General features: G+C 43.4%; 20 protein-coding genes. 13 read left to right on the top strand and 7 right to left on the bottom strand.

Features of this window, described 5'->3' with window-relative positions; genetic code table 11:
• Positions 1–3 precede the first annotated feature (3 nt).
• Together BCT81_RS03770 and BCT81_RS03765 are read left to right on the top strand one after the other, a co-directional pair.
• Complete coding sequence (locus BCT81_RS03770; RefSeq protein WP_102423279.1) at positions 4–741, top strand: AzlC family ABC transporter permease; 738 nt, start codon at positions 4–6, stop codon at positions 739–741.
• Positions 742–743: 2 nt separating this feature from the next.
• Positions 744–1,079 carry an AzlD domain-containing protein gene (locus tag BCT81_RS03765; protein WP_004742244.1) on the top strand — a complete coding sequence of 112 codons (336 nt, stop codon included), beginning with the start codon at positions 744–746 and terminating at the stop codon, positions 1,077–1,079.
• Between the two features lie 128 nt (positions 1,080–1,207).
• Here BCT81_RS03765 and BCT81_RS03760 read toward each other — a convergent pair whose 3' ends face one another.
• On the bottom strand, positions 1,208–3,163 hold the full coding sequence (locus BCT81_RS03760) for a methyl-accepting chemotaxis protein (protein WP_102423278.1): 1,956 nt from the start codon (positions 3,161–3,163) through the stop codon (positions 1,208–1,210).
• A 262-nt stretch (positions 3,164–3,425) separates the two neighbouring features.
• Here BCT81_RS03760 and thiE point away from each other — a divergent pair, with 262 nt between their 5' ends.
• A complete protein-coding gene (gene thiE, locus BCT81_RS03755; RefSeq protein ID WP_102423277.1) occupies positions 3,426–4,043 on the top strand; it encodes a thiamine phosphate synthase in 618 nt (205 codons plus the stop codon).
• A 99-nt stretch (positions 4,044–4,142) separates the two neighbouring features.
• Here the strand turns inward: thiE and BCT81_RS03750 are convergent, their stop codons facing one another.
• A complete protein-coding gene (locus BCT81_RS03750) occupies positions 4,143–4,487 on the bottom strand; it encodes a thiamine-phosphate diphosphorylase (RefSeq protein ID WP_102423276.1) in 345 nt (114 codons plus the stop codon).
• 388 nt (positions 4,488–4,875) lie between these two features.
• Positions 4,876–5,778 (bottom strand): LysR family transcriptional regulator, encoded by a 903-nt coding sequence (locus BCT81_RS03745; RefSeq protein WP_102423275.1) that lies wholly within the window; start codon positions 5,776–5,778, stop codon positions 4,876–4,878.
• A gap of 137 nt (positions 5,779–5,915) precedes the next feature.
• Between BCT81_RS03745 and BCT81_RS03740 the strand changes: the two genes are divergently transcribed.
• The 3 genes from BCT81_RS03740 (at position 5,916) to BCT81_RS03730 (ending at position 8,993) form a co-directional block, all read left to right on the top strand.
• The gene (locus BCT81_RS03740) at positions 5,916–6,344 is read left to right on the top strand and encodes a PACE efflux transporter (RefSeq protein ID WP_102423274.1); all 429 of its coding nucleotides are present in this window, start codon (positions 5,916–5,918) and stop codon (positions 6,342–6,344) included.
• Positions 6,345–6,539: 195 nt separating this feature from the next.
• Positions 6,540–7,526: a helix-turn-helix transcriptional regulator gene (locus BCT81_RS03735; protein WP_102423281.1), complete on the top strand. Its 987-nt coding sequence runs from the start codon at positions 6,540–6,542 to the stop codon at positions 7,524–7,526.
• A gap of 225 nt (positions 7,527–7,751) precedes the next feature.
• The gene (locus tag BCT81_RS03730) at positions 7,752–8,993 is read left to right on the top strand and encodes a carbohydrate porin (RefSeq protein ID WP_241908148.1); all 1,242 of its coding nucleotides are present in this window, start codon (positions 7,752–7,754) and stop codon (positions 8,991–8,993) included.
• Positions 8,994–9,091: 98 nt separating this feature from the next.
• On the opposite strand, the gene BCT81_RS03725 is transcribed toward BCT81_RS03730, so the two are convergent.
• Positions 9,092–9,571: a hypothetical protein gene (locus BCT81_RS03725; RefSeq protein WP_102423273.1), complete on the bottom strand. Its 480-nt coding sequence runs from the start codon at positions 9,569–9,571 to the stop codon at positions 9,092–9,094.
• Positions 9,572–9,950: 379 nt separating this feature from the next.
• Between BCT81_RS03725 and BCT81_RS03720 the strand changes: the two genes are divergently transcribed.
• Complete coding sequence (locus BCT81_RS03720) at positions 9,951–10,955, top strand: Solitary outer membrane autotransporter beta-barrel domain (RefSeq protein ID WP_102423272.1); 1,005 nt, start codon at positions 9,951–9,953, stop codon at positions 10,953–10,955.
• Positions 10,956–11,110: 155 nt separating this feature from the next.
• Positions 11,111–12,172 (top strand): sensor domain-containing diguanylate cyclase, encoded by a 1,062-nt coding sequence (locus tag BCT81_RS03715; protein WP_102423271.1) that lies wholly within the window; start codon positions 11,111–11,113, stop codon positions 12,170–12,172.
• A gap of 60 nt (positions 12,173–12,232) precedes the next feature.
• Here BCT81_RS03715 and BCT81_RS03710 read toward each other — a convergent pair whose 3' ends face one another.
• Entirely contained in the window at positions 12,233–13,228 is a 996-nt protein-coding gene (locus BCT81_RS03710; protein WP_102423270.1) for a helix-turn-helix domain-containing protein, read from the bottom strand.
• Between the two features lie 158 nt (positions 13,229–13,386).
• Here BCT81_RS03710 and BCT81_RS03705 point away from each other — a divergent pair, with 158 nt between their 5' ends.
• The 4 genes from BCT81_RS03705 to BCT81_RS03690 are packed head-to-tail and all read left to right on the top strand — an operon-like array spanning position 13,387 to position 17,269.
• The gene (locus BCT81_RS03705) at positions 13,387–14,508 is read left to right on the top strand and encodes an HlyD family secretion protein (RefSeq protein ID WP_102423269.1); all 1,122 of its coding nucleotides are present in this window, start codon (positions 13,387–13,389) and stop codon (positions 14,506–14,508) included.
• Entirely contained in the window at positions 14,498–15,517 is a 1,020-nt protein-coding gene (locus BCT81_RS03700; RefSeq protein ID WP_102423268.1) for a DUF2955 domain-containing protein, read from the top strand. The genes BCT81_RS03705 and BCT81_RS03700 overlap by 11 nt, the downstream gene beginning before the upstream one ends.
• 24 nt (positions 15,518–15,541) lie before the next feature.
• Positions 15,542–16,609, top strand: a complete 1,068-nt coding sequence (locus BCT81_RS03695) for an AI-2E family transporter (protein ID WP_102423267.1) — start codon at positions 15,542–15,544, stop codon at positions 16,607–16,609.
• The gene (locus BCT81_RS03690; protein ID WP_102423266.1) at positions 16,610–17,269 is read left to right on the top strand and encodes a potassium channel family protein; all 660 of its coding nucleotides are present in this window, start codon (positions 16,610–16,612) and stop codon (positions 17,267–17,269) included.
• A gap of 59 nt (positions 17,270–17,328) precedes the next feature.
• Here BCT81_RS03690 and BCT81_RS03685 read toward each other — a convergent pair whose 3' ends face one another.
• A complete protein-coding gene (locus tag BCT81_RS03685) occupies positions 17,329–17,868 on the bottom strand; it encodes a DUF3332 domain-containing protein (RefSeq protein WP_008216319.1) in 540 nt (179 codons plus the stop codon).
• A 702-nt stretch (positions 17,869–18,570) separates the two neighbouring features.
• Between BCT81_RS03685 and BCT81_RS03680 the strand changes: the two genes are divergently transcribed.
• Complete coding sequence (locus BCT81_RS03680; protein ID WP_102423265.1) at positions 18,571–19,164, top strand: hypothetical protein; 594 nt, start codon at positions 18,571–18,573, stop codon at positions 19,162–19,164.
• Positions 19,165–19,467: 303 nt separating this feature from the next.
• On the opposite strand, the gene BCT81_RS03675 is transcribed toward BCT81_RS03680, so the two are convergent.
• The gene (locus tag BCT81_RS03675) at positions 19,468–19,677 is read right to left on the bottom strand and encodes a hypothetical protein (RefSeq protein WP_004738883.1); all 210 of its coding nucleotides are present in this window, start codon (positions 19,675–19,677) and stop codon (positions 19,468–19,470) included.
• Between the last annotated feature and the right edge of the window lie 396 nt (positions 19,678–20,073).

The following is a 20,073-nucleotide window of genomic DNA, read 5'->3' as shown; positions in this document are numbered from 1 at the left end:
GTCATGAATAAACAACAAATCCAGGCAGGTTTAAGAGCAATCTTCCCTCTATGCGTTGGTGCATTTCCGTTTTCGTTCATTGTGGGAGCGGTCAGTATTACCGCAGGAATGAGCGTGACTCAGAGTACCTTATGGTCTTTCACTGTGTTTGCCGGATCATCACAAATGGTGGCGTTAGGGCTAGTTCAGTCATCAGCAAGTATTGTGGTCATCATGTTTACGACCTTCATCATAAACCTGCGCCATATGCTATACAGCGCTTCAATGTCAGAGCACATGAAATCCTATCCCTTTCACGTTCGTATGTTGATGTCCTACGGCCTTACCGATGAGGTCTATGCAGCAACGATCAATGGGATGAAGCAAGAAGGTGAAAGTCGACACTGGTTCTATTTAGCGGCAATGGGTGGTTTTTGGGTTAACTGGGTAGTGGCAGATTTCCTTGGCGCACTGATCGGTTCTTCGTTCCCTGAAATTGCTAACTACGGATTGGATTTCGCGATGGTCGCAGCCTTTATCGCTATCGTGATTCCTCAAGTGAAAAGCCGTGAATGTATTGTTGCAGCCATTGTCGCGACCTTTACTGGGGTGCTTCTTGCAGAACTTCCCTACTCTCTTGGCCTTGTCATTGCTGCCGTTGTTGGGGTGTACGCAGGCTACCGAATGGACCTATCAACTGAACAAGCGGAACAAGAAGCGATGCAAACTGACCTATTACCTCAAGAACGTGGAGTGGCATAACAATGAATACTACGACTTTTATTCTTATTACTCTTGCGATGGCAGCGGCGACCTTTGTTATTCGATTCTCAGTGATTGGTTTAGCTGGTAAGTTTGAGATGTCGGAGCGATTCAAAAAGACGCTGCGCTTTGTCCCAGTTACGGTTTTACCTGCGATTATTGCTGTCGAGATATTAGGTGCAGGGCCAGATATGGAATTTGATCTACACAACCCAAAAGTATTGGCCGCAATTGTTTGTACGCTTGTGAGTCTGCGCTTTGACTTGATTTGGGTGGTAATCAGTGGCGTTGCATCGCTGATATTTTTCCAGCACGTCATGCCTACCTTTTTCATGTAAGCATTCCAACCTAGCTATAAGCAAAAAGGCAGAGCGTGAACTCTGCCTTTTTGCTTTTGGTATTTCGGATTTTTAGTATTTTCGAACGAGGCAGCTTGTGAATGCGCTAAGTGTGTTAAACCGCAAGGCTATTTCTCTGCGTCGAATTGATACTTATGAAGCATAGCTTGTTGATGACCTGCGATTTCACCTACTTGCTCAGAGCTTTCAATCATAGATTCAAGTTGCAGTTTGGTGTTTTCGCCCTGCTCGGATACGCGCGTGATTGAGTGTGTCACATCAACAGTTGCACGAGCCTGTTGCTCAGTTGCGACCATAATTTGCTCGACACGCCCTTTGATCTGGTTAACTGCAACTTCAATCTTCTCAAAAGCTTGTTTTACATCGCCGCTCGCTTGTAGTGCATTTGCCATTTCAGTTCGTGATTCAGTCACGGAGGTACGAGAACGATCCGCCGCCGCCACCAGCTCATTCATCATATTTCGAATATTGGTAGTTTGTTGGGATGTACCACTCGCTAATTTCCTTACTTCATCTGCAACTACCGCAAAACCACGACCTTGTTCTCCTGCTCGCGCTGCTTCTATCGCTGCATTCAATGCCAACAGGTTGGTTTGCTCAGAAACGCCTTTGATTACTTCAAGAATGGCACCAATGTTCATCGACTCTTTATGTAGGTCAGTCACTTTTTGGCTGCTGACCTGCATGCTTTCATCGGCGCTGCCAATTTCGTGCAGTGTCTTGTCTACTTCTTTCAGCCCCATTGCCACATTCTCGGTTGCTTGGTTCGCCACTTGAGAAGCGTGGTTAGCACTTGAAGCAATTTCTGATGTGCTTGAAGCTAGTTGGTCAACCGCGGATGAGATGTTCATCATTTCACTGTTTAGTTGTGTTGCGTTAGTCGAGCTGTTATTAGTCACTTGATTGAGTGATTTGGACATCTCGCCAATACGCACACTAGAGCGGTTCACTTGACCAACAATATCGCGTAGAGATTCAATGGTGATCTCCATGTTGGTCAGCAGTTCGCCAATCTCGTTCTTGCTCTCAATGTTTACTTCAACATTCAGGTTGCCTTGAGAAAGCTCATTGGTGATTTGTTTAACCTGTGCGATGCCTTTGGTAATAGAGCGAGTCACTAGCACGGCGCTCGTCATACCAATAACTAAGGCAACACCCGTCAGCAATATGATGATTTGAATTGATCGCTTCTCACTGGCTTGTAGCACTGGCGTGAGCGCTTGCTTCTGCTGCTCGAGAATACTTTGAGCATCCGCGACCGCAATCGCTAAGCTATCACCAATAGAGGCGAGGGTTGCGGTTCTTTGCGTGTTCTCAATCATCTGTTGATGAACTTGTTCAAAGCCTTTTGCATACGCTTCACGTTGGTTCGAGAAGTCTTCAATCAGCTCACTTTGATAAGGTGATGATTTGAGAGATTCAATATCGCCTTCAATACCTGGTAGCGCGTATTCAAAGATGTCTTTACCCGTTTCATAGGTTTTGAGATCGTCGTTGTTTGAGTAACTGAGTACGGTGATCTTGGCTGCGAGGAAATTCTCCATCAACATGCCCGCGTATAAGCTCGCGTTTGGATCGTTGTTATTGTATGACTCATACAACAAGCTCTGCGCGGCTTTTAGCGCGTTAGTCTCTCTTTTGACCATCTCAACATTTACGAGCTGGTCGATCATTAGCTGGCTCTGCTTCATTGAGCCATAAGCCGTATCAAAGGCTGCAACGCTGTCTTGGACCAGTTGTAAGCTTGATAGGCTGTCAGTGTTAGTGGTGGTTTCGATTAAGTTATTGAGCAGATCATCGATCGCCAATTTGCTTGATTGATAATTCGCTTCATATTGCTCATCCAATGACTCTAAGTAACGTTCAGAGGCTAAACGCATCTGAAGAAAGTGCACTTGAATGTTGCCTGACTGAGTCGCCTTGTGGCTGAGTTCGCTGTATTGGCTAAAGCCGTTTGACAAGGTTTGAATGCCTTTGTAACTCACAAGGCCTGAAATGACGAAAAAGAGCAAGCAGATGGCAAACCCCAGCTTGATCTTAAGCGCTATAGAAAGGTGGCGCATAACTATCCCTATATTTACCTGATTCCTTCATTTTGGAGTATTCCATAAAACTGTGTATCGGGCATGCTCAAAGTGAATAGTTTGTGTAATAAGTAACGCTTTAGTTAAAAAGTTCAGATTTTTCGATATGCTTTCAACGAGTTGCGTATTTGAATTACCCCGTATAATTTATGGATTTAAGTACTAACTCCCATGCATAGGATGTGATTTGTCGGTAAAATGACAGAAAATCAATTTTAGAAATCGACTTCAAAGGTATGCGATGAACCCTTATAAACTATATCTAGTGACTGACGACCAACAAGATTTAGAAATGCTTAAGTTCGTAGTTGAGCAAGCGGTTGCTGGTGGCGTCACTATGGTTCAAGTTAGAGAAAAACATGGGGACGTAAGAGCATTCATTGAGCGTGCAGAAGCCGTTAAATCGGTTTTAGCTGGAACGGATGTGCCGTTGGTCATTAATGATCGAGTCGATGTGGCATTGGCCGTTGATGCCGATGGTTTGCACTTGGGGCAATCGGATATGCCTGCCGTGTTAGCACGCAAGTTGATTGGTTCAGACAAGATTCTTGGGTTATCGATTGAGACGGAGCAACAGCTACAAGAAGCCGATAGCTTGCCGATTGATTACATTGGTCTTAGTGCACTGTTTGCAACACCGACCAAGACAAACCTTAAGAAACACTGGGGTTACGAAGGTATTCAAATGGCGTTAGAAACGACCAAGCTTCCGATTGTTGGGATTGGCGGTATCAACGAGTCGAACATCCCTCAGCTGACTGAAACGGGTATTCACGGCTTAGCGCTAGTATCTGCAATCTGTCACGCTGAAGATCCTAAAAAGGCGACGCAAGACTTGCTAAATCTGATGGGAGAGTGAGTTTGTAGCGACTAGAAAACAAATGAAGCGAGTCATTTGTTTTCTAGTTAGCGCGTATGAAAGCGCGCAAAGGAGCTTCAGCTTAAGATAGGGCCTATCTTACTGAATACACAGAGCAACGGTGCCGATGATCATCAGAGCGATGGCAGCGTACCAACCGTATTGCGAAGTTTTATCGGCAACGAAAATCTTGATGTAATTGATTTCTTCATGTGCCATCGCAATAAAGTCGGTGTAGTTAATGGATAACTCACGACTTGTCTCTTTTAAGTCATTTTGTAATTTGTTGAAAGCCTCATCGATGAAGCCTTTTGTTTCCGAAGCTGACGGCGTTGCAGCCATCGTTAGGCTGTTCCAAACCGCCATACGCGATTCATATTCACTTTCACTGACACAATTAAGTACGCGTAAATCATACTCTCGTTTGTTACGCTCTTTACCCATTTTCTCAGGGCAAATGTTTCTTAAAACGTTCACGACAAATTTTCCAAAAGGTTCATTTAGATATAAAAAAGTACTCGAAGAGCACTCATAAACTGGGGCGAATTAAATTCAAAAAGTGATCTATTTGAAGCTGTCATAGGCGACGTTAGCAATGCCCATGCTGGAGATTTGAGGTTAGGTCAGTAGTGTTAAAGAGCGACTTGGATTGATTCGTTAACCATGTATAGGCACGACAACCCCTTTCGGATCGCAGTGTAGTTAGGTCACTTTGGGATATCAACTAGGGTGTTTTGTCCAGACGACAAAGATATTTATCGGTGGAACGTGTCGAAATGCGGTATTGCGGCGAAACGCACTACCGATATTTGAATTGCAATGTAGTGTTTAGTCAGTTTGCTTGCCATTGATTGTATTGCAAAGAGTATCCTTCTAGCTTCTCAATTAGACTCGTGAGCACCGGGCCATTGATGTGACGGCGTGACACCAGACACCCTACCGGAGTTATCCAGCCACCATGCTCGTGTACAACTGGCAGGGCAACGAGTTCTCCTTTATTTATGCCTTCCATGACCATCATTTCAGGCACATTTGCCCAACCTAAGTTTTGTTCTACTAGGTCGATGATGGTTTTGTGCGTGTTGGCATACCAAAGCATGGAGCTGATGCCATAGGTGAACCACAGCTCACGTTGCTTTGAGCTGCGGTGTACGCATTGTCGATAGCGTTTTAAGTCTGAATCTTGAACTACTGGTAGCTTGCTGAGCTCATGATCGGCAGAGCTGACGGTTAGGAAGCGTGCTTGGCCCAACAAAAAGAAATCCATATCAACTTTGAGCTCTCCATCTGCATAGATAATGCCGATGTGTGCTTTTCCTTGCCTTACTAAATCCTCTACATCGAAGGTGGATGTCGTAATGATCTCGAAGTGTGTGATTGGAAACTGATCGGCTAGGGAACTGATTATCTTGATGAAATTTTTGTCTATGATGCTTTCATCGATAGCAATAATAAGCTCATGCTCGTCTTCTTGTGCCAGTGATTCTACTTTTTGGTCGAAGTACTTTTGTTGATCAAGAATCGATTTGGCGACAGGCAATAAAGCTTTACCTGTAGAGGTTAAAACGGGAATGTTCTTCTCTCGATTAAACAGCTCTTGATCGATGGCAATTTCTAAGTTGGCGATCGACTGACTAACACCGGACTGAGCTCGTTTTAACTTACGCGCTGCCGCAGAAAAAGAGCCACTTTCACACACAGTGACGAAGACTTTTAATTGCTCAAAACTGTACATGTTATCTCTCGCGACTTTGGGATTAGACTGAATTGCTCAGGCTATCACTATTCGTGATGGCTGTTAACTTTCTCTTATTATTTCGGGTGACATAATCCTAGCTAATCCAACACATACTTGATTATTTAGAGGAATGTATGAGTACGTTAGAGAGAGTGTTTCACTCAGTGTTATTCGAAGTTTTGGCCGTAACGCTTTCAATAATCGGCTTAGCAATATTTACCGATCACGATGTGAGTGCCTTATCAGGAACCATGATAGTTGTTGCTACCATCGCGATGGTTTGGAACTACTGCTTTAATCGCATTTTTGATCGCTACTTCACTGGTGAGAAATCAGAGCGTTCATTGAAATTACGAGTGTTTCACGTCGTGTTATTTGAAGCGGGTTTGCTCATTGCAACTATTCCCGTCATGGCTTACTTACTCAATGTAGGAGTATGGCAGGCATTCTTGATGGATATCGGCATGACCATTTTTATTACCATTTACGCGTTTCTGTTCAATCTGATATACGACCATGTTCGAGTTATTTTGGTGCGCAAAGCTCAGCCTCTAACTCAATAAAAGGGTTCGATACTAATACTCACCAGTTACACGTGTCATGGTTACTAACCAGTTGTTTATTGGTGAGTTTAATGAACTGTTCTGGTTAGTAAGCCTATGTGAAGTTGTGTTAAATCTGCTATCTTAAGTAAGGAAACAATTTAAGTTCATGAATGAACAGAATAAGAGGAAAGGATGCCTAATACCCCTCATACAATGGCAGTGGTCGATAAGAAAGAGGTTGAGCTTTTTGCTGAACTACTGAGCCACATCGATGGTGAAATCTACACCTTGTTACGTAGCGCAAAAATCCCCAACGATATTCTTACTAGTAATGATCATTACGATTATCTCCCAGAGACAACTATAAAAAATGTGGTCAAGATTATGGGAGAGTCAGCATCACGAGAAGAGTTTTCGCTGTTTATGTGGAGCTTTTGCAAGCAAACCTATGTGCCTAGGTTTGTGGCAAAACTGAATCAACAGGACTCCCTGAAAAGTGCACTTGACCAATTTGGTGAACAGCTAAAGTTGGTATCCAATGGTGCTCATGTCTATACCAAGCACGCAGGTGGTAAGTGGTGGTTTGTTCGTGAGAAGCCATTTACAAACGCTCCTTGGTTTAAGTTTGCTGAACTGTTCTCGGTTATTTTTATTAATGAACTGATTTCAGTGTTAACGCAGGGGCGTTGGAAGCCATCGGAAGTCGGTATTCAGAGTGATGACCTTGAATGCTTCCAATCTTTGCCTCAAATGGGTAGCGCTCAGTTTTTCACACACAGGCCAGTTACGGCTTTTGAAATCCCAGAAGCGATCATGCTTGAGCCAATTATTTTGCCTAAAGCCCCCCCTGTTCTTGAACCTGCCGCTCCTTTGCCTAGCTCTTTCTTAAGTGCTTTTAAACTTGTCATTAAACCGTACCTGACTATGGGAAAACTCCCGATTAGTCTCGCGTCTGAAATCTTAAACATGCATGTCAGGACTATCCAACGCCGTTTGGATCAAGAAGGAGTAGTCTACAAAACTCTGATAGAGGAGATGGTATTGGAGCAAGTGTTGGAACTGCTTAAGCAGCCAGATTTGTCGATTACGCAAGTAGGGGCAAAGATGGGCTATTCCGATTCATCTCACTTCACTCGTGCATTTAAGCGTCAAATGAACATGACGCCAAGACAATACCGAAAAGAGAATCTTGAACCTTGATGCATCAATAAGTACAACCAAACTGAAAGCCAGCACACAGAATTCATCATTGTCAGCAAATGGCCATCTATCAACCTTGAAGAGTGGCAATATGACTACTAAGTTATTGAATATTAGTAAGATGACTTTGAACAATATTAATCTTTAATTGTTCAGTGTCATCAAATGACAATTTTTCATCTGAGTAATACATAAAATAAAACTAACTTAAATTTCAGTGGTGACATGATGAACTCAAGATTTTCTAAATTAAGTATGGCGGTGATTGTGGCGGTGAGCTCGATTAGCCCAGCCGTTTATAGCGCTAACTTTGATGGCCCAGACTCTGTTGAAAACACAATTGCAGAGCAGAAAGCACAGAAGAAATCTTGGCGAGAGTCATTAGCTGAGGATGGTTTTACCTTCGGTGCGGATTACTTTGCTTTAGGGTTAACCTCTGGGGATGGTGTTGGTGGCGATAGTGTCGATGCATCATCGGGTGTCGCGCGACTCTATGGTTCATGGCATCTGCTAGGAAAAGACACACAGAACTCAGGTAGCTTGGTATGGAAGGTCGAGCATAGGCATGCCTACGGCGATACTGCGCCAAAAGATTATTCATTTGGACCTCTTGGTTACGTCGGGGCGATTGGTCCAGCATACAGCGACCAAGGTTTTCGAGTGACAGACTTGAATTGGAAGCAAAAAATTAATGATGGTAAAGGTACTATCGTTGTCGGTTGGCAGGACGTAACGAACTATGCTGATGTTTATGCGCTCGCAAGCCCTTGGTCTGGTTTTACGAACTTAGCATTCTCGACAGGCTCTGGCGCAATGGGGCTACCGGATGATGGTGTATTAGCGCTCTCTGCTGGTCATATGCTGGGTGAGAATTTTTATGTGGTCGGTGGTATCGCCGATGCAAAGGGTAAGTCTGATGACATTTTTGATGGCTTTGATACAGCCTTTGGTAGTGATGCTTCTTACTTCACCACTCTGGAATTAGGTTGGACAGCTTCGCAAGAGCAGATCTATACCGATAACTTTCATGTGACTTTCTGGGACTTCGGTGATGATACTCGTCATAGTAACAGTCTTGCAGCGGAAGGTGGCTCAGGCGTTAATTTCTCGTGGAGCCAGTTCACGAGTGACCAAGTGATGCCGTTTGTTCGCGGTGGGTTCTCAGAAGGGGATGTAGCCCTCTACGATAAATCTATTTCTGTTGGTATGGGTTACTTTGGATTAGGAAAGCCAACCAACAACTTAGGTGTGGCACTGAACTGGGCAGAAGTGAATGGTGATTCTTTTGCAGCTGATGCGAAAGCAATAAGCGGTAGCACAGAGCAATGGACCGCTGAGGTTTACTACAACATGCAGTTTGGTGATCACTTCCAAGTAACGCCTGACATTCAGTACATTAAAGATCCAGCATTTTCTACTGAGAGTAGTGCTTGGGTATTTGGTATTAGAGCGAGAGTCTTTATCTAATTACACTTACCCCCGAACTTGGCCTGACGTAAAGGCCTAACGAAAAAAGTGAGCCCTTGTTGGCTCACTTTTTTGTTTTCAGTTCTGTTAAACCTTATTTAATCGAGCGCAGTGGCTTTTTCACTCTTCTGTGTGTCATCGAGTGCGAAGTAAATTTTAGACACAATCACTTCGGCAATCAGAATCGTAAATACCACAGCAAAGAAGGCGACCACGCCATTCCAAGGGCCACTGAAATCGACTTTATCGCCAAATAAGATATTGATCGCTTCAAGCATAACGAACTTTGAGCCCACCAAAATCACATAGCTTGATAGTCCCCTGTAGATCTTAGGTGCAGTTCCCGGCTTCGACTTGAAGTAATCCGCGAGCTTATGTTCCAAACCGATAGACAGTTTGAGCAGCAACTGCAGTAAAATTGCAGCAGCAAATGAGATAGTGAATGACTCGATATTTACAAAGTCCCAGTATTCATCGAAAAAATTAAGAACGGTTAAATCAACGAGTACGGCAAGTGTGTATCCGACAAAGAGTCGTTGCGGCGTATTAAATCCATATACTTTTTCAATATTGCTCATCTACTTCTTCCTGAGTAAAGGGTTATAAAAAACTTAGGAGATAAATATTGGATATTCAAACGCTTACTGCTCAGGATGCGAAACAGCTCTTAAAGTGTGCGTGGCGCATTATGGTAAGTATCCCGATTGGGAATGATTCAATATGAGTTCTCGGATGAGTTCTCGGAGAGTTCTCGACATGAGCCTACGATTTAAACAGAGGTAGATATGATTATTCACTTTAGAATCCAAGACGTAGAAGAGCTTTGGGGATCAATAGATTTGGCAACACTCTTACAATTAGAACTGAGAGGGGTATCAAGCACACAATTAACTATCTGATTGAAATAGCGAAATTACCAATTACACTTGAAGCATAAGTTTGAATGGAGTCAACTTAATGCTTTCACCCCAGTCGCTATATCCCCCTTCTATTGCTTTACTCTTAACAGGCCTTATTTCTTGTTCTGCCTACGCATCCAACGAAGCGATTCAACATCGGCTAGAGAAGATCTTCGCCGTTTCTATTGCGCTTACTGACAGCGATGCCGTTTCTATTGGTTTTGTCGATTTTGACCCGAACTCGTTCATCAATCTAAACGACAGTGGTTTTGGTTCTGATAAAACTATCGACACTCGGAGCCAAGTTAGCGTTGGTTCTATTCCTTATTCTTCAGTGATTAAAACCGATGATCCTGACCTAGATTTGATTTGGTCGGTACGAGGCTCTTATGCGCTTTCTGAGCAAGATATTGAAATATCACCGGATGTCACGACCGATCGTCGTGTTAACCCTAATAAGGATTCCGTGTTGGGGCTGTATGGCTTTTTCGGCGTTCAAAACCACCTAACCCCACATTGGTCTATCGCTTATGGTTTAGGGGCTCACCTGCTGTATTACCGCAACAAGTATGAATACAACAATAGCTACTCTAAAGCTTTTCAGGCTCAGCTTGATGGATATGCTCTAAACACCTCTGCATGGGCATTGATTGGTGAACCGTCGGTTAAACTCAAATATCTAAAAAAACAGGAGTGGGGCAGTTGGAATGTCTCTTCAAGAGCTCGTTATTTCTACGGGACAGGATGGGGCGAAGCGAATGACGGTGATATCGGTAATCCAGAAGGTTTGCGATTCATCAATGAACTAGAGTTTCGACAAAATGTGGCGATAGATGCATGGTCTTTAAAGAACCCTCAAGTCCACTATAACTTTCGAAGAATCGATGTGGCGGGCGACCTAACGGATCCACTCGACACACACTATTACTATGAATTTGGTGCCGGTTTAGTGTTCGATATGCCTTACGACTCTTACTTCTTTGATAACTTTGGCGTCGGTATTAACTTCAATTACGGCAGTTCGCTCAGTGGCGGAAGTTTGCTGTTTTTACTCAATAACTAGCTTTTATTCGTAATTACCTCTCTTGCTCAATAGTTGGCATATGTCAGAGAAGTCACGGTTCAAGATTCAATTTGAATTTGTATGTGTCGTAAAATGGTAAATGTTGAGTGTAAAAGTTAGACATGATAGTGCTCTGTCCATCACCCGAGCACATTATGAACAAGTTAAGTTTTGATCGCAGAGCACCGCTTTACGTAGTCTCTGCACTTGTCCTCAATACACTATTCAGTTTGTGGTTGCTTAGCATTGCTTCTACGGCTGCGATGGTTTTCTCTGTGTGTGCGCTCTTTCTTCTTAGCACACTGATAACCGCACGGCTTTATCGACATGAGATGAATCAAAGTCAAAATAGCCTATCTGAAGCGATCATTGATGGTGTTGCTGGCTTTATCGTCCTCGATAGCCAATTGAGGATCATTCAGGTGAATCAGCAATTTTCTAGAATATCCGGTTATGCGTTTGACCAGGTCGAAGCTCGCCCCATCTCTGATCTCTGTTTTATGAATAACAGCGGTCTGGTATCGACCATCGCTACTTCCCTTAAACAAAACCAAAGGTGGAAAGGGGAGTTGAGCGGTGTTAGCCGCCTTGGCGAGCATTTCACGGTTAACGTGGTGGTTGAAAAACTCTCGGAACTATTACCACATAATGAAAAGTACGTGGTCACGTTTACCGATATCAGCAAACGAAAGGTTTTAGAACGTCGCCTAAGAATGCTGGTGGAAACAGACTCGCTTACAGGGTGCTGGAACCGACGCCGCTTCGATAAAGATCTCAATCACTATTCAAATCTAGCAGAGCGCTATGGTTATACGCATTCTTGCTTAGCGTTAGTCGACTTAGATAACTTTAAAACTATCAATGACACGCATGGTCATGACCAAGGTGATAACGCACTCAAAGAAGTGGCTGAACTATTGCGAAACAACAGCCGTGATACTGACATCGTGGCTCGTATTGGCGGTGAAGAGTTCGCTATTTTAATGCCAGAAACGAACCTCGAAGATGCCTTTGAAGCTATGTATCGATTAAAAGAGGTGATTGCTAAAGGCACAAGCTTGAACTTAACGGTGAGCAGCGGAGTGTGTGAAATACATACACAGGCAGAAGCAACCTATCGAAGTGCAGATAGGGCGCTTTATCGCGCCAAAGAAAATGGTCGTAATAGGGTATGTAGCTCCAGTTCGGGCTATCTATCACCTATCGTCATTGGGTAGCCGACATCATAGTAAGAACTCTCTATACCTTGAGCTGCGGCCCAAGGCACAGAAAGGTTTTTACCCCGATATTGAACGCTGATAAATTTTTGGTGTTAACCCGGATACACGTTTAAAGGCTCTAGAAAAGTGGGAGATGTTGGTGTAACCCAACTGACTAGAGATGTAAGTCAGAGTGTGCCCCTCTTCCATTAATTCACAGGCTACAGAGAACATCAGGTTCTCTTTAATTTTTCGGTAGGTCGTGTTTTCGTTTTTAAGTTTGCGTTGAAAGGTTCTAACCGAGAAATTAAGCAGCTCCGCCGCCTCTTCAAGCGAGAGGTCTTGCTCTTTCATATAGGGTTGGAGCAGTTCATAAACGCTGTCGGTAAAGCTAGTGTGCCATTCAACGATAGCGGGCTTATTACTCAAGTCTTTAGCCGTGAGGCGAATTGGCAGCTGCAGGATCTCATCTGGGATCATCACGGCAGTTGAACTGTGGTCGATGAACAACTGGCAATTGCTTGGAACCAAGGTTTTGACGATGTCGGTGTCATGGCCCTGTAAACGTAACTTGGTAGGTTGCCAAGGAGATTGAGATAAAATCGTGATCAGCTCAATGATGTAGGTGATGGCAAACACTTCTCCCCACTGAAACATGGATGAAGGCTCGTCTCGTGATGTTCTGCAAAACCAGCTCTGTCCATGTTCCACAACGAAGTCGACACTACTACCGGGTGAGTCGTAAGAGAAAATGGTATTGATGTGCTTTAAAGCGTCACCAATGGTTTCGAAATCGGTAAATTGATGCAAGACGTATGGGATGATTCTACGTCGGAAAGCAAGTCCCAGAACATCCGTGAATCGAGATACGCCGAGTTGTGAAGAGGTCAGGTAAATGAGTCGTTTGATCGATTCTGACGGTACAAAATCGCTTTCTGACTCAATAAGGTCTGGCGGCAGCCCCGAGTCTTCGAGCAACCTGTGAAGATCCAATCCATAGTCAGTAAACATCTGCACTAAGATCTTGGCGTAACTGGTTTGTATTACTGGTACTTGATAGGGGCTATTGGCCATGATCAATCAATCCTTGTGTATTGATACATAATTGGACGTGCATATCATTTACGACACTTTGTTTAGTAAATCTAACCCTAATTACTTGAGTTTTCCATGGTCAGGTTTATTTTTAAGGTATTAATTTTGTTGATTTTAGTTATTGAGAAGGGAGTCCCATGTCAGAAGTCGAAGGGAACAAGCAAGACGTAAAAGAAGAAAGCGCTCAACCGGAACAGGGCAAAGATAAAGTGAGAAAGGTCACCAATTATCTACTCGCTTTTGTCGCATTCACACTGTTGTTCAGCATCATTGCCGATCGAATTATTCCAATTACCGATAACGCTCGCGTTAAAGGTTACATTGTTCCTGTTAAGCCTGAGGTGTCAGGCAAAGTATTGGACATTTTGGTTCAGCCCAATCAACTGGTTAATCAAGGCGATACATTAGCCGTTCTCGATGACTCCGATTACCGAATCGCGGTACAGCAAGCCGAGCAGAATCTCGAAATTGCAGGGCAAAATGTCGGAGCTCAAACCGCAAGCATCGCTTCTGCCCAAGCTAAGCTCACTTCTGCTTTGGTTGAGAAGCAAAATACTCAGTTGCAGGCCAAGCGTATCTTGGAGATGGCAGACAAAGGTGTGGTTTCCAAATCGGATGCAGACGAAGCTCGAGCGGCTTTGGCAACAGCGCGAGCTAACGTGACGAATGCTGAAGCAGATTTGGAGCGCGCTAAGCAACAAATGGGTAAAGAGGGTGAAGAGAACAGCCAAGTGAAAGCGGCATTGCTGGCGTTGGAACAAGCTCAACTTAACCTTGAACGCACTGTTATTAAAGCACCAACACAAGGTGGTGTGTCTAACTTCAGCTTGTCGGAAGGCTTTTATGCTTCAGCAGGCCAAGCGATCATGACGTTTGTTTCAACGGAGGATATCTGGATAGAAGCTTACTACCGTGAAAATAGCTTAGGTAATGTCACGGTTGGCGACGAAGTGGAAGTGGCTCTAGATTTTGCTCCGGGTCGAATCGTGAAAGGTCGTGTGAGCAGCATTGATTGGGGTGTCGATTGGGGACAAAACGATCAAGCAGGTAAACTTGCTCAGGCGAGTCAACAAACTGGCTGGTTGCGCCAAACTCAAATGCTGCCAATTACTATCGAATTTGAACGTGATGCGATGCAAGGCATGTTACGTGTCGGTGGTCAGGCGGATGTGATTGTCTACAGCGGCGACAACTTTGTTTTCAACGCAATAGGCAAACTTTGGATTCGATTTATAAGTGTATTGTCTTATGTCCGATAAGCCTGTACTCGATCAACAAACACAGCAACGGATCCTTCGGTATACCGTCGGGGTCACGTTAGCTGTCTTTTTAGCTGCATGGATTAACTGGCCGCTTGCATTTGTAGCGCCAGTGTTCACGGCTAAGTTTTTAATCGATAAACCTAACCTGCATAAAGAAACTGTCTACGAACTGTTGTTGGCGGTGGTTGCTACCATGGCCTTGGGTTTATTGTTGTCCCGTGGGATAACCCATTATCCAATCCCCCTGTTGATTTTGGTGGGGTTAATGATGTTGTGGGGTTACTACTTGTTTGTGGACCCTAAATGGAACCTGTTTGCTACCGTTTTATTGATTGCTGTGTTGATGTTGCCATTTATGGCGATTGATAACCCCGGCGTCTCAGTATTACTTGCATCTGGCCTGGCGACATCGGGGGGGGTCTCAGTGATGATCTTTGCACTAGTTCACGTGTTTTTCCCAGAACCTAAATCCGAATTCTCAGGGTTTGCAGCGGCGCCACTCGAAAAGAGACAGCGCTGGTATGCGGCATTTCGGGCTATGATCATCTCTTATCCAGTGGTGTGCTTTTTCTTTATTTTTCAAATCTCTGAAGCGTTATTGACAATGATGTTCATTGCGCTGCTATCGTTAATGATTACGTCAGAGAAATCGATAAAGTTGAGTGCCTTTTTGGTGATTAGTAACGGTATTGGAGGCTTGTTGGCGATTGCGGCATTCTCGATTCTTTCGATTGTTCCTAACATTGTCTTCTATTCTTTGTTTATCGGTCTTGTTGCTATTCTTATGGCGACTAAGATCTATACCGTTCCAGAAAAAGCGCCGATCTTTGCCACTGCATTTAGCACCTTATTGGTACTTGTTGGGAGCACATTGATGAGCTCTGGCGATATTGATAGCAACACTTTTATTCGCATATTCCAGTTAGTGTTAATTGGGATTTATATGATTTTGGCTTCGCTTTTCCTCGAGACTAGGAATTGGAAGTTCTTACAAAATCAGCCTTAATTTTTGCCTCTACAAGGACGTGTCATGAAGTTAACCGATGATTTTTCTAAACAGGCGATTGACGCCGCAATAAAAATTGCCGCCATCGCCATACTGGTTTATTGGTGTTTTTCAATTTTACGCCCATTCATTTTGCTGGTGGTGTGGGGCGCGATTATCGCGACAGCGTTGTATCCAGTAGCCGTTGCCATTTCAAACAAAACTGGCCTGTCGAAAGGTAAAGCCAGTGCGTTATTGAGCTTTATTGGCGTGTTGTTGCTGCTTATCCCATTAGTGGCGTTGTCTTCTGGTATCTACACGAGCGCATCCGATTTAATGACGGGGCTTCAGGATGGAACCTTGTCTCTGCCTAAACCAAAAGAGTCGCTACAAGAGATCCCATTCATCGGTGAAAAAGTGTATGCCACCTTAGTTCATGCCTCTTCAAATATCGAAGGCGTGTTCATCAAGTATGCGGAAGAGCTTAAGGCATTTGCTACTAAAGCGGCTTCAATATTAGGGTCTCTTGGTGGTGGTTTTATTCAATTCATTATCTCGACCATTATTGCTGGTGCGTTTATGAGTAATGCAGACAAATGCCAGACGGGTGTAACGCACTTAGTCGCGCGCTTGACTGATGGTAAGGGGGTTGAATTAGTCCAGCTATCGAAATCAACGGTGCGTAGTGTGGTGCAAGGTGTGATTGGTGTTGCTGTCATTCAATCTATTATGTCAGCAATCGGATTGGTGATTGCAGGTGTTCCTGCAGCGGCAATGTGGGCGCTGGCTGTGTTACTTATCGCAATTATCCAGCTGCCACCGATTCTTGCGCTATTGCCTGCGATTATCTACATGTTTAGTGTTGAATCGACTCTTGCGGCAAGCTTGTTCTTGGTGTGGTGTATTTTGGTGAGCGGTAGTGACGCTATCTTAAAGCCTATGCTGTTAAGTCGTGGTTCTCATATTCCAATGTTGGTGATTCTGCTCGGTGCGTTAGGTGGAATGGCGATGTCTGGCATCGTAGGCTTGTTTGTCGGTGCAGTTATCTTGAGTTTGTCTTACGAGCTAATGGTCTCTTGGTTAGGCTTGGAGCAAAAAGAAGAGGACAAATAGATGAAGGCAGTCTCGAAAGACGACAACTTCTACTTCCTATTTTACGCACTATTGGTGTTGTTTTTTGGTTGCGCGGTGATGCAGCAGTTTTATCCGCAAGGCCAAAAAACGATTCTGTTCTTGATTATTATTACCTTGGCGGTTTCGATTGTCGGCATTCATAAAGAGCGGTCTCTGTATCGATCTTGGTACGGTTTGTTATTGATTACTGCATCTGTGTCGGGTGTCTTCTCCTTCCTAGAAGGTTACAACTTATCGATAGTGACGCTAACGGCATTAACCATGTTCCTGTTTTCGCATATTTACTCTGCTTTGAGACAAGTGATGCAAGCGAAAACGGTCACACCCAATCACATCATAGGCTCTATCTGCATTTATTTGTTGCTAGGCTTTGCGTGGTCGACTATCTACTTGTTGATTCTCGAGATTTTTCCTAACGCATTTAATGGTTTAGAAGAGCAAATTTGGCTAACTAACTTGTTTAATGCGATGTACTTCAGCTTTATTACTCTGACAACGGTAGGCTATGGAGATATTTCTCCAGCCTTGCCAGTTGCTCAGTTCTTTGTATTTATGGAATCTATCATCGGCAGCTTCTATTTAGCGATTATGGTGGCGAGTTTAGTCAGTATTCGGTTGGCACAGTCTCAGTCCGATTAGCGCATATACAAAAAAGCCCGGCGATTGCCGGGCTTTTTATTGTTTAGCAGAGCTGTGTCTTAAGATGCAGTTGCTTGTATTTTTTCTAGTTCCGCAATCGTTGTTTGCGATACGAGTTGGCCATCCATGTAGTAAGTCACGTTTTGGCCTTCTTTGATACCAGTAAGTGTTGCGGTTTCACCACTGTTGTAAACGATGTCCATTTGGATCGTGTTTTCATCGATCTTAATCATTTCACCGGTTTCAATAGTACGGTTGTTAGAGATTGGGCCAACAGGCGCTTCTTTTAGGCTTGGGTCCAGGTCATCGTTCACTTTGAAGTGAGTGTCTGTTTTTGTATCAAATACGTGTGGTGCGCCACTGATAGGGTTTTTGCCCGTCCAGAATTCAAGTGAGTTGAATACCACGTAGTCGGCAGCGGTTGTAATACCGTATACAGGCGCTAATAAGAAGTTTACACCTGCACGAGCATAGCGGTTATCGACAACTTCAACGTTAAATTTCATCACTTTCCCTGTTACGGCGTTACTGCCGATACAACCAGTTAGCGCAGAAGCCAAAACCGTTAGTCCTACAATTTTAAGTGCAATCTTTTTCATTTTAGTACCTGTATAAGTTAGAAGTCTGTTTCGTTGGAACAGGTGTAGTATGGTTTTTATTTGAACGATAGTTTTACCATTTAACGCCATTACTGATAGAAAGTGCTTATAAACTATGCATATAAAAACGAGTTGAAAAATCTAGGCATAAAAAAAGCGCGACCTAGGAGGCCGCGCTTTTTATTGGTGAGGGGGCGTAATGAAAGTAATGACTTAACCATTTAGCTTGGTTAGTAATTACGACTGTGCAAAATAGCTATTTCGTTATGTCGCTATCTTATTATGCAGCTACTTCATTACATAGTTATATGCCTTGGTGACTAACCAACGAGCGCCTCGAAACAAAAGGGAAGTAACTTTAAAAATAAATTTGGCTATCGAGACTGTCGCTTCGCCAGCTATGCTCATGCATTTATGCAGGTCGGATTCTTTGAATTCTGAATAGGTCATGTGTTATCTCACTTCTCGCCGTTATGCTTCATATATAAGTAATGACTCCTGTCTGGTTGAATACCCTGTGCGCGTAATGTACGAATATTCATCAACTCATTCTTACCATTTGGTGCCATTTGGTTTGAAAAACAGTCGAATGAGAAAGGATTGGGCGAAATGCGGTGTTAACGTTTGAACTAGCCGAAAAATAGCGACCAATAATGTTATGATCTTGAGCTGGCACCGAAGTTATACAGAAAAGGAAAGAGAATGACCCACCTTACAGAACAGCAAGAAGCTGCAATGGCGACGTTTAAGGAAAACTTACACCTTCCAAATGGTGGTTTTCATAAACTGATCATCGAGCTAAGTAAGGAGTTTCAGCTACCTTTTCAAAAAGTACGCACTGTTTTAAAAAACGCTCAGAAAGACATTGAACGCCAAATCCGTGAAGACTTTTCAAATGTTGATGAGGGCGTGATTAGCCAAGCTAACTGGGTGAATATCATTCGCTTAAAGTTGGTTGAGTTAGCTGAAGGCAATCAAAGCGTGATGGACAAGCTGAAGTTAAATCCAAAGTATCAAAAGGTATTGGAAGCGACTAACGCCTCAATTTCAAGTGAAGACGAGCGTGAAGAGCTGATTGAAGAGTTGATTCAGGCCTATGAAAAAGAGGTATTCAAACCTTTATTGGCTATGCTGCACACCACAAAGCTGTATTGGAAGTTAATGCTAGTGGACGAAACATGTAAGATGACTGAGGAAAATCGCGATAAGTTCAGCGATTACCCTCAACACATGCAAGCTGCAGAACATCTATATACGCTTGATCAAAAGTTAAGGTCTATGCCGTTAACGCAATGATAATGTGTCATTGGTGATTCAAGGTTCAATCTTAATTGATTTCAAGAAGAGCTAGTTGAAATAGAGGCTGGCTTTCATCAGAAGCGATCATTCAAGATAACGCTTTCAAATTTTTACGCTTTTTCATACAAGCGTCAATTCAATGAAAACACGATAACCTAGCTAGCGTAAGCCGCGAGTGAAATGCAAAAAGGCTAGGTTTCTATTCTGTTCCAGTTCTACTCTATTTTATTCTGCTAGAGCGAATTGAGGGTGACATCTGTGGGACTAACGGTGTTTCTTTCTATTGCCTTAGGGGAAAAGCTATAGGAGTGTGAAATGTCCTAGGGTGTTTCCGTTGCGCGAAACGATAGTTCCGGTGCTGTCTCTTTCGTTAAATTCAAAGTCTATGAGATAACTGTTGTGTTGTAGCTTTGGCAATATGTGGCGGTGAAGTATATCGCTATTGAGCTGTCGAATCTCGGCGACCCATGAAAGTTGTTCTTTGTGTAAATCTATTTTGATCTTGAGCATTTACTACCTTTTAGTTTGTGGACTGATTTCTCGCGTGAGAGTTGGTACCAATGGATTTGTCGTGTTGTTCTTCGTGACATAACTTTGCCTTGTGTTTATTACATTTGTATTTAAGTGAACGATCTAATCTGAGTTCGCACATAAGAAAGCGAATGACGATAGATCGGTAGTTAGGATCGAATTTAAAAGCTATTGAATGACTATCTAGGTGAAAGCTGACGCAGAGATGGTGTAACGAGGTATCGAGAACTGTCTTTGTGGAACTTGGACTTACTTTAGCATTAACAGCTCTATAGATTAGAGCCAGGTGGCGAACTATACGCCTAGTTTTTTAAATTACAACCCTATTTTTATGAAATTTAAAAAATAATTTTGATTGAAATATCATCGTTATTT

This window comes from Vibrio sp. 10N.261.52.A1 (assembly GCF_002876325.1).
GTDB classification, from domain to species: domain Bacteria; phylum Pseudomonadota; class Gammaproteobacteria; order Enterobacterales; family Vibrionaceae; genus Vibrio; species Vibrio chagasii.
This window is presented reverse-complemented; position numbering and strand designations above follow the sequence as displayed.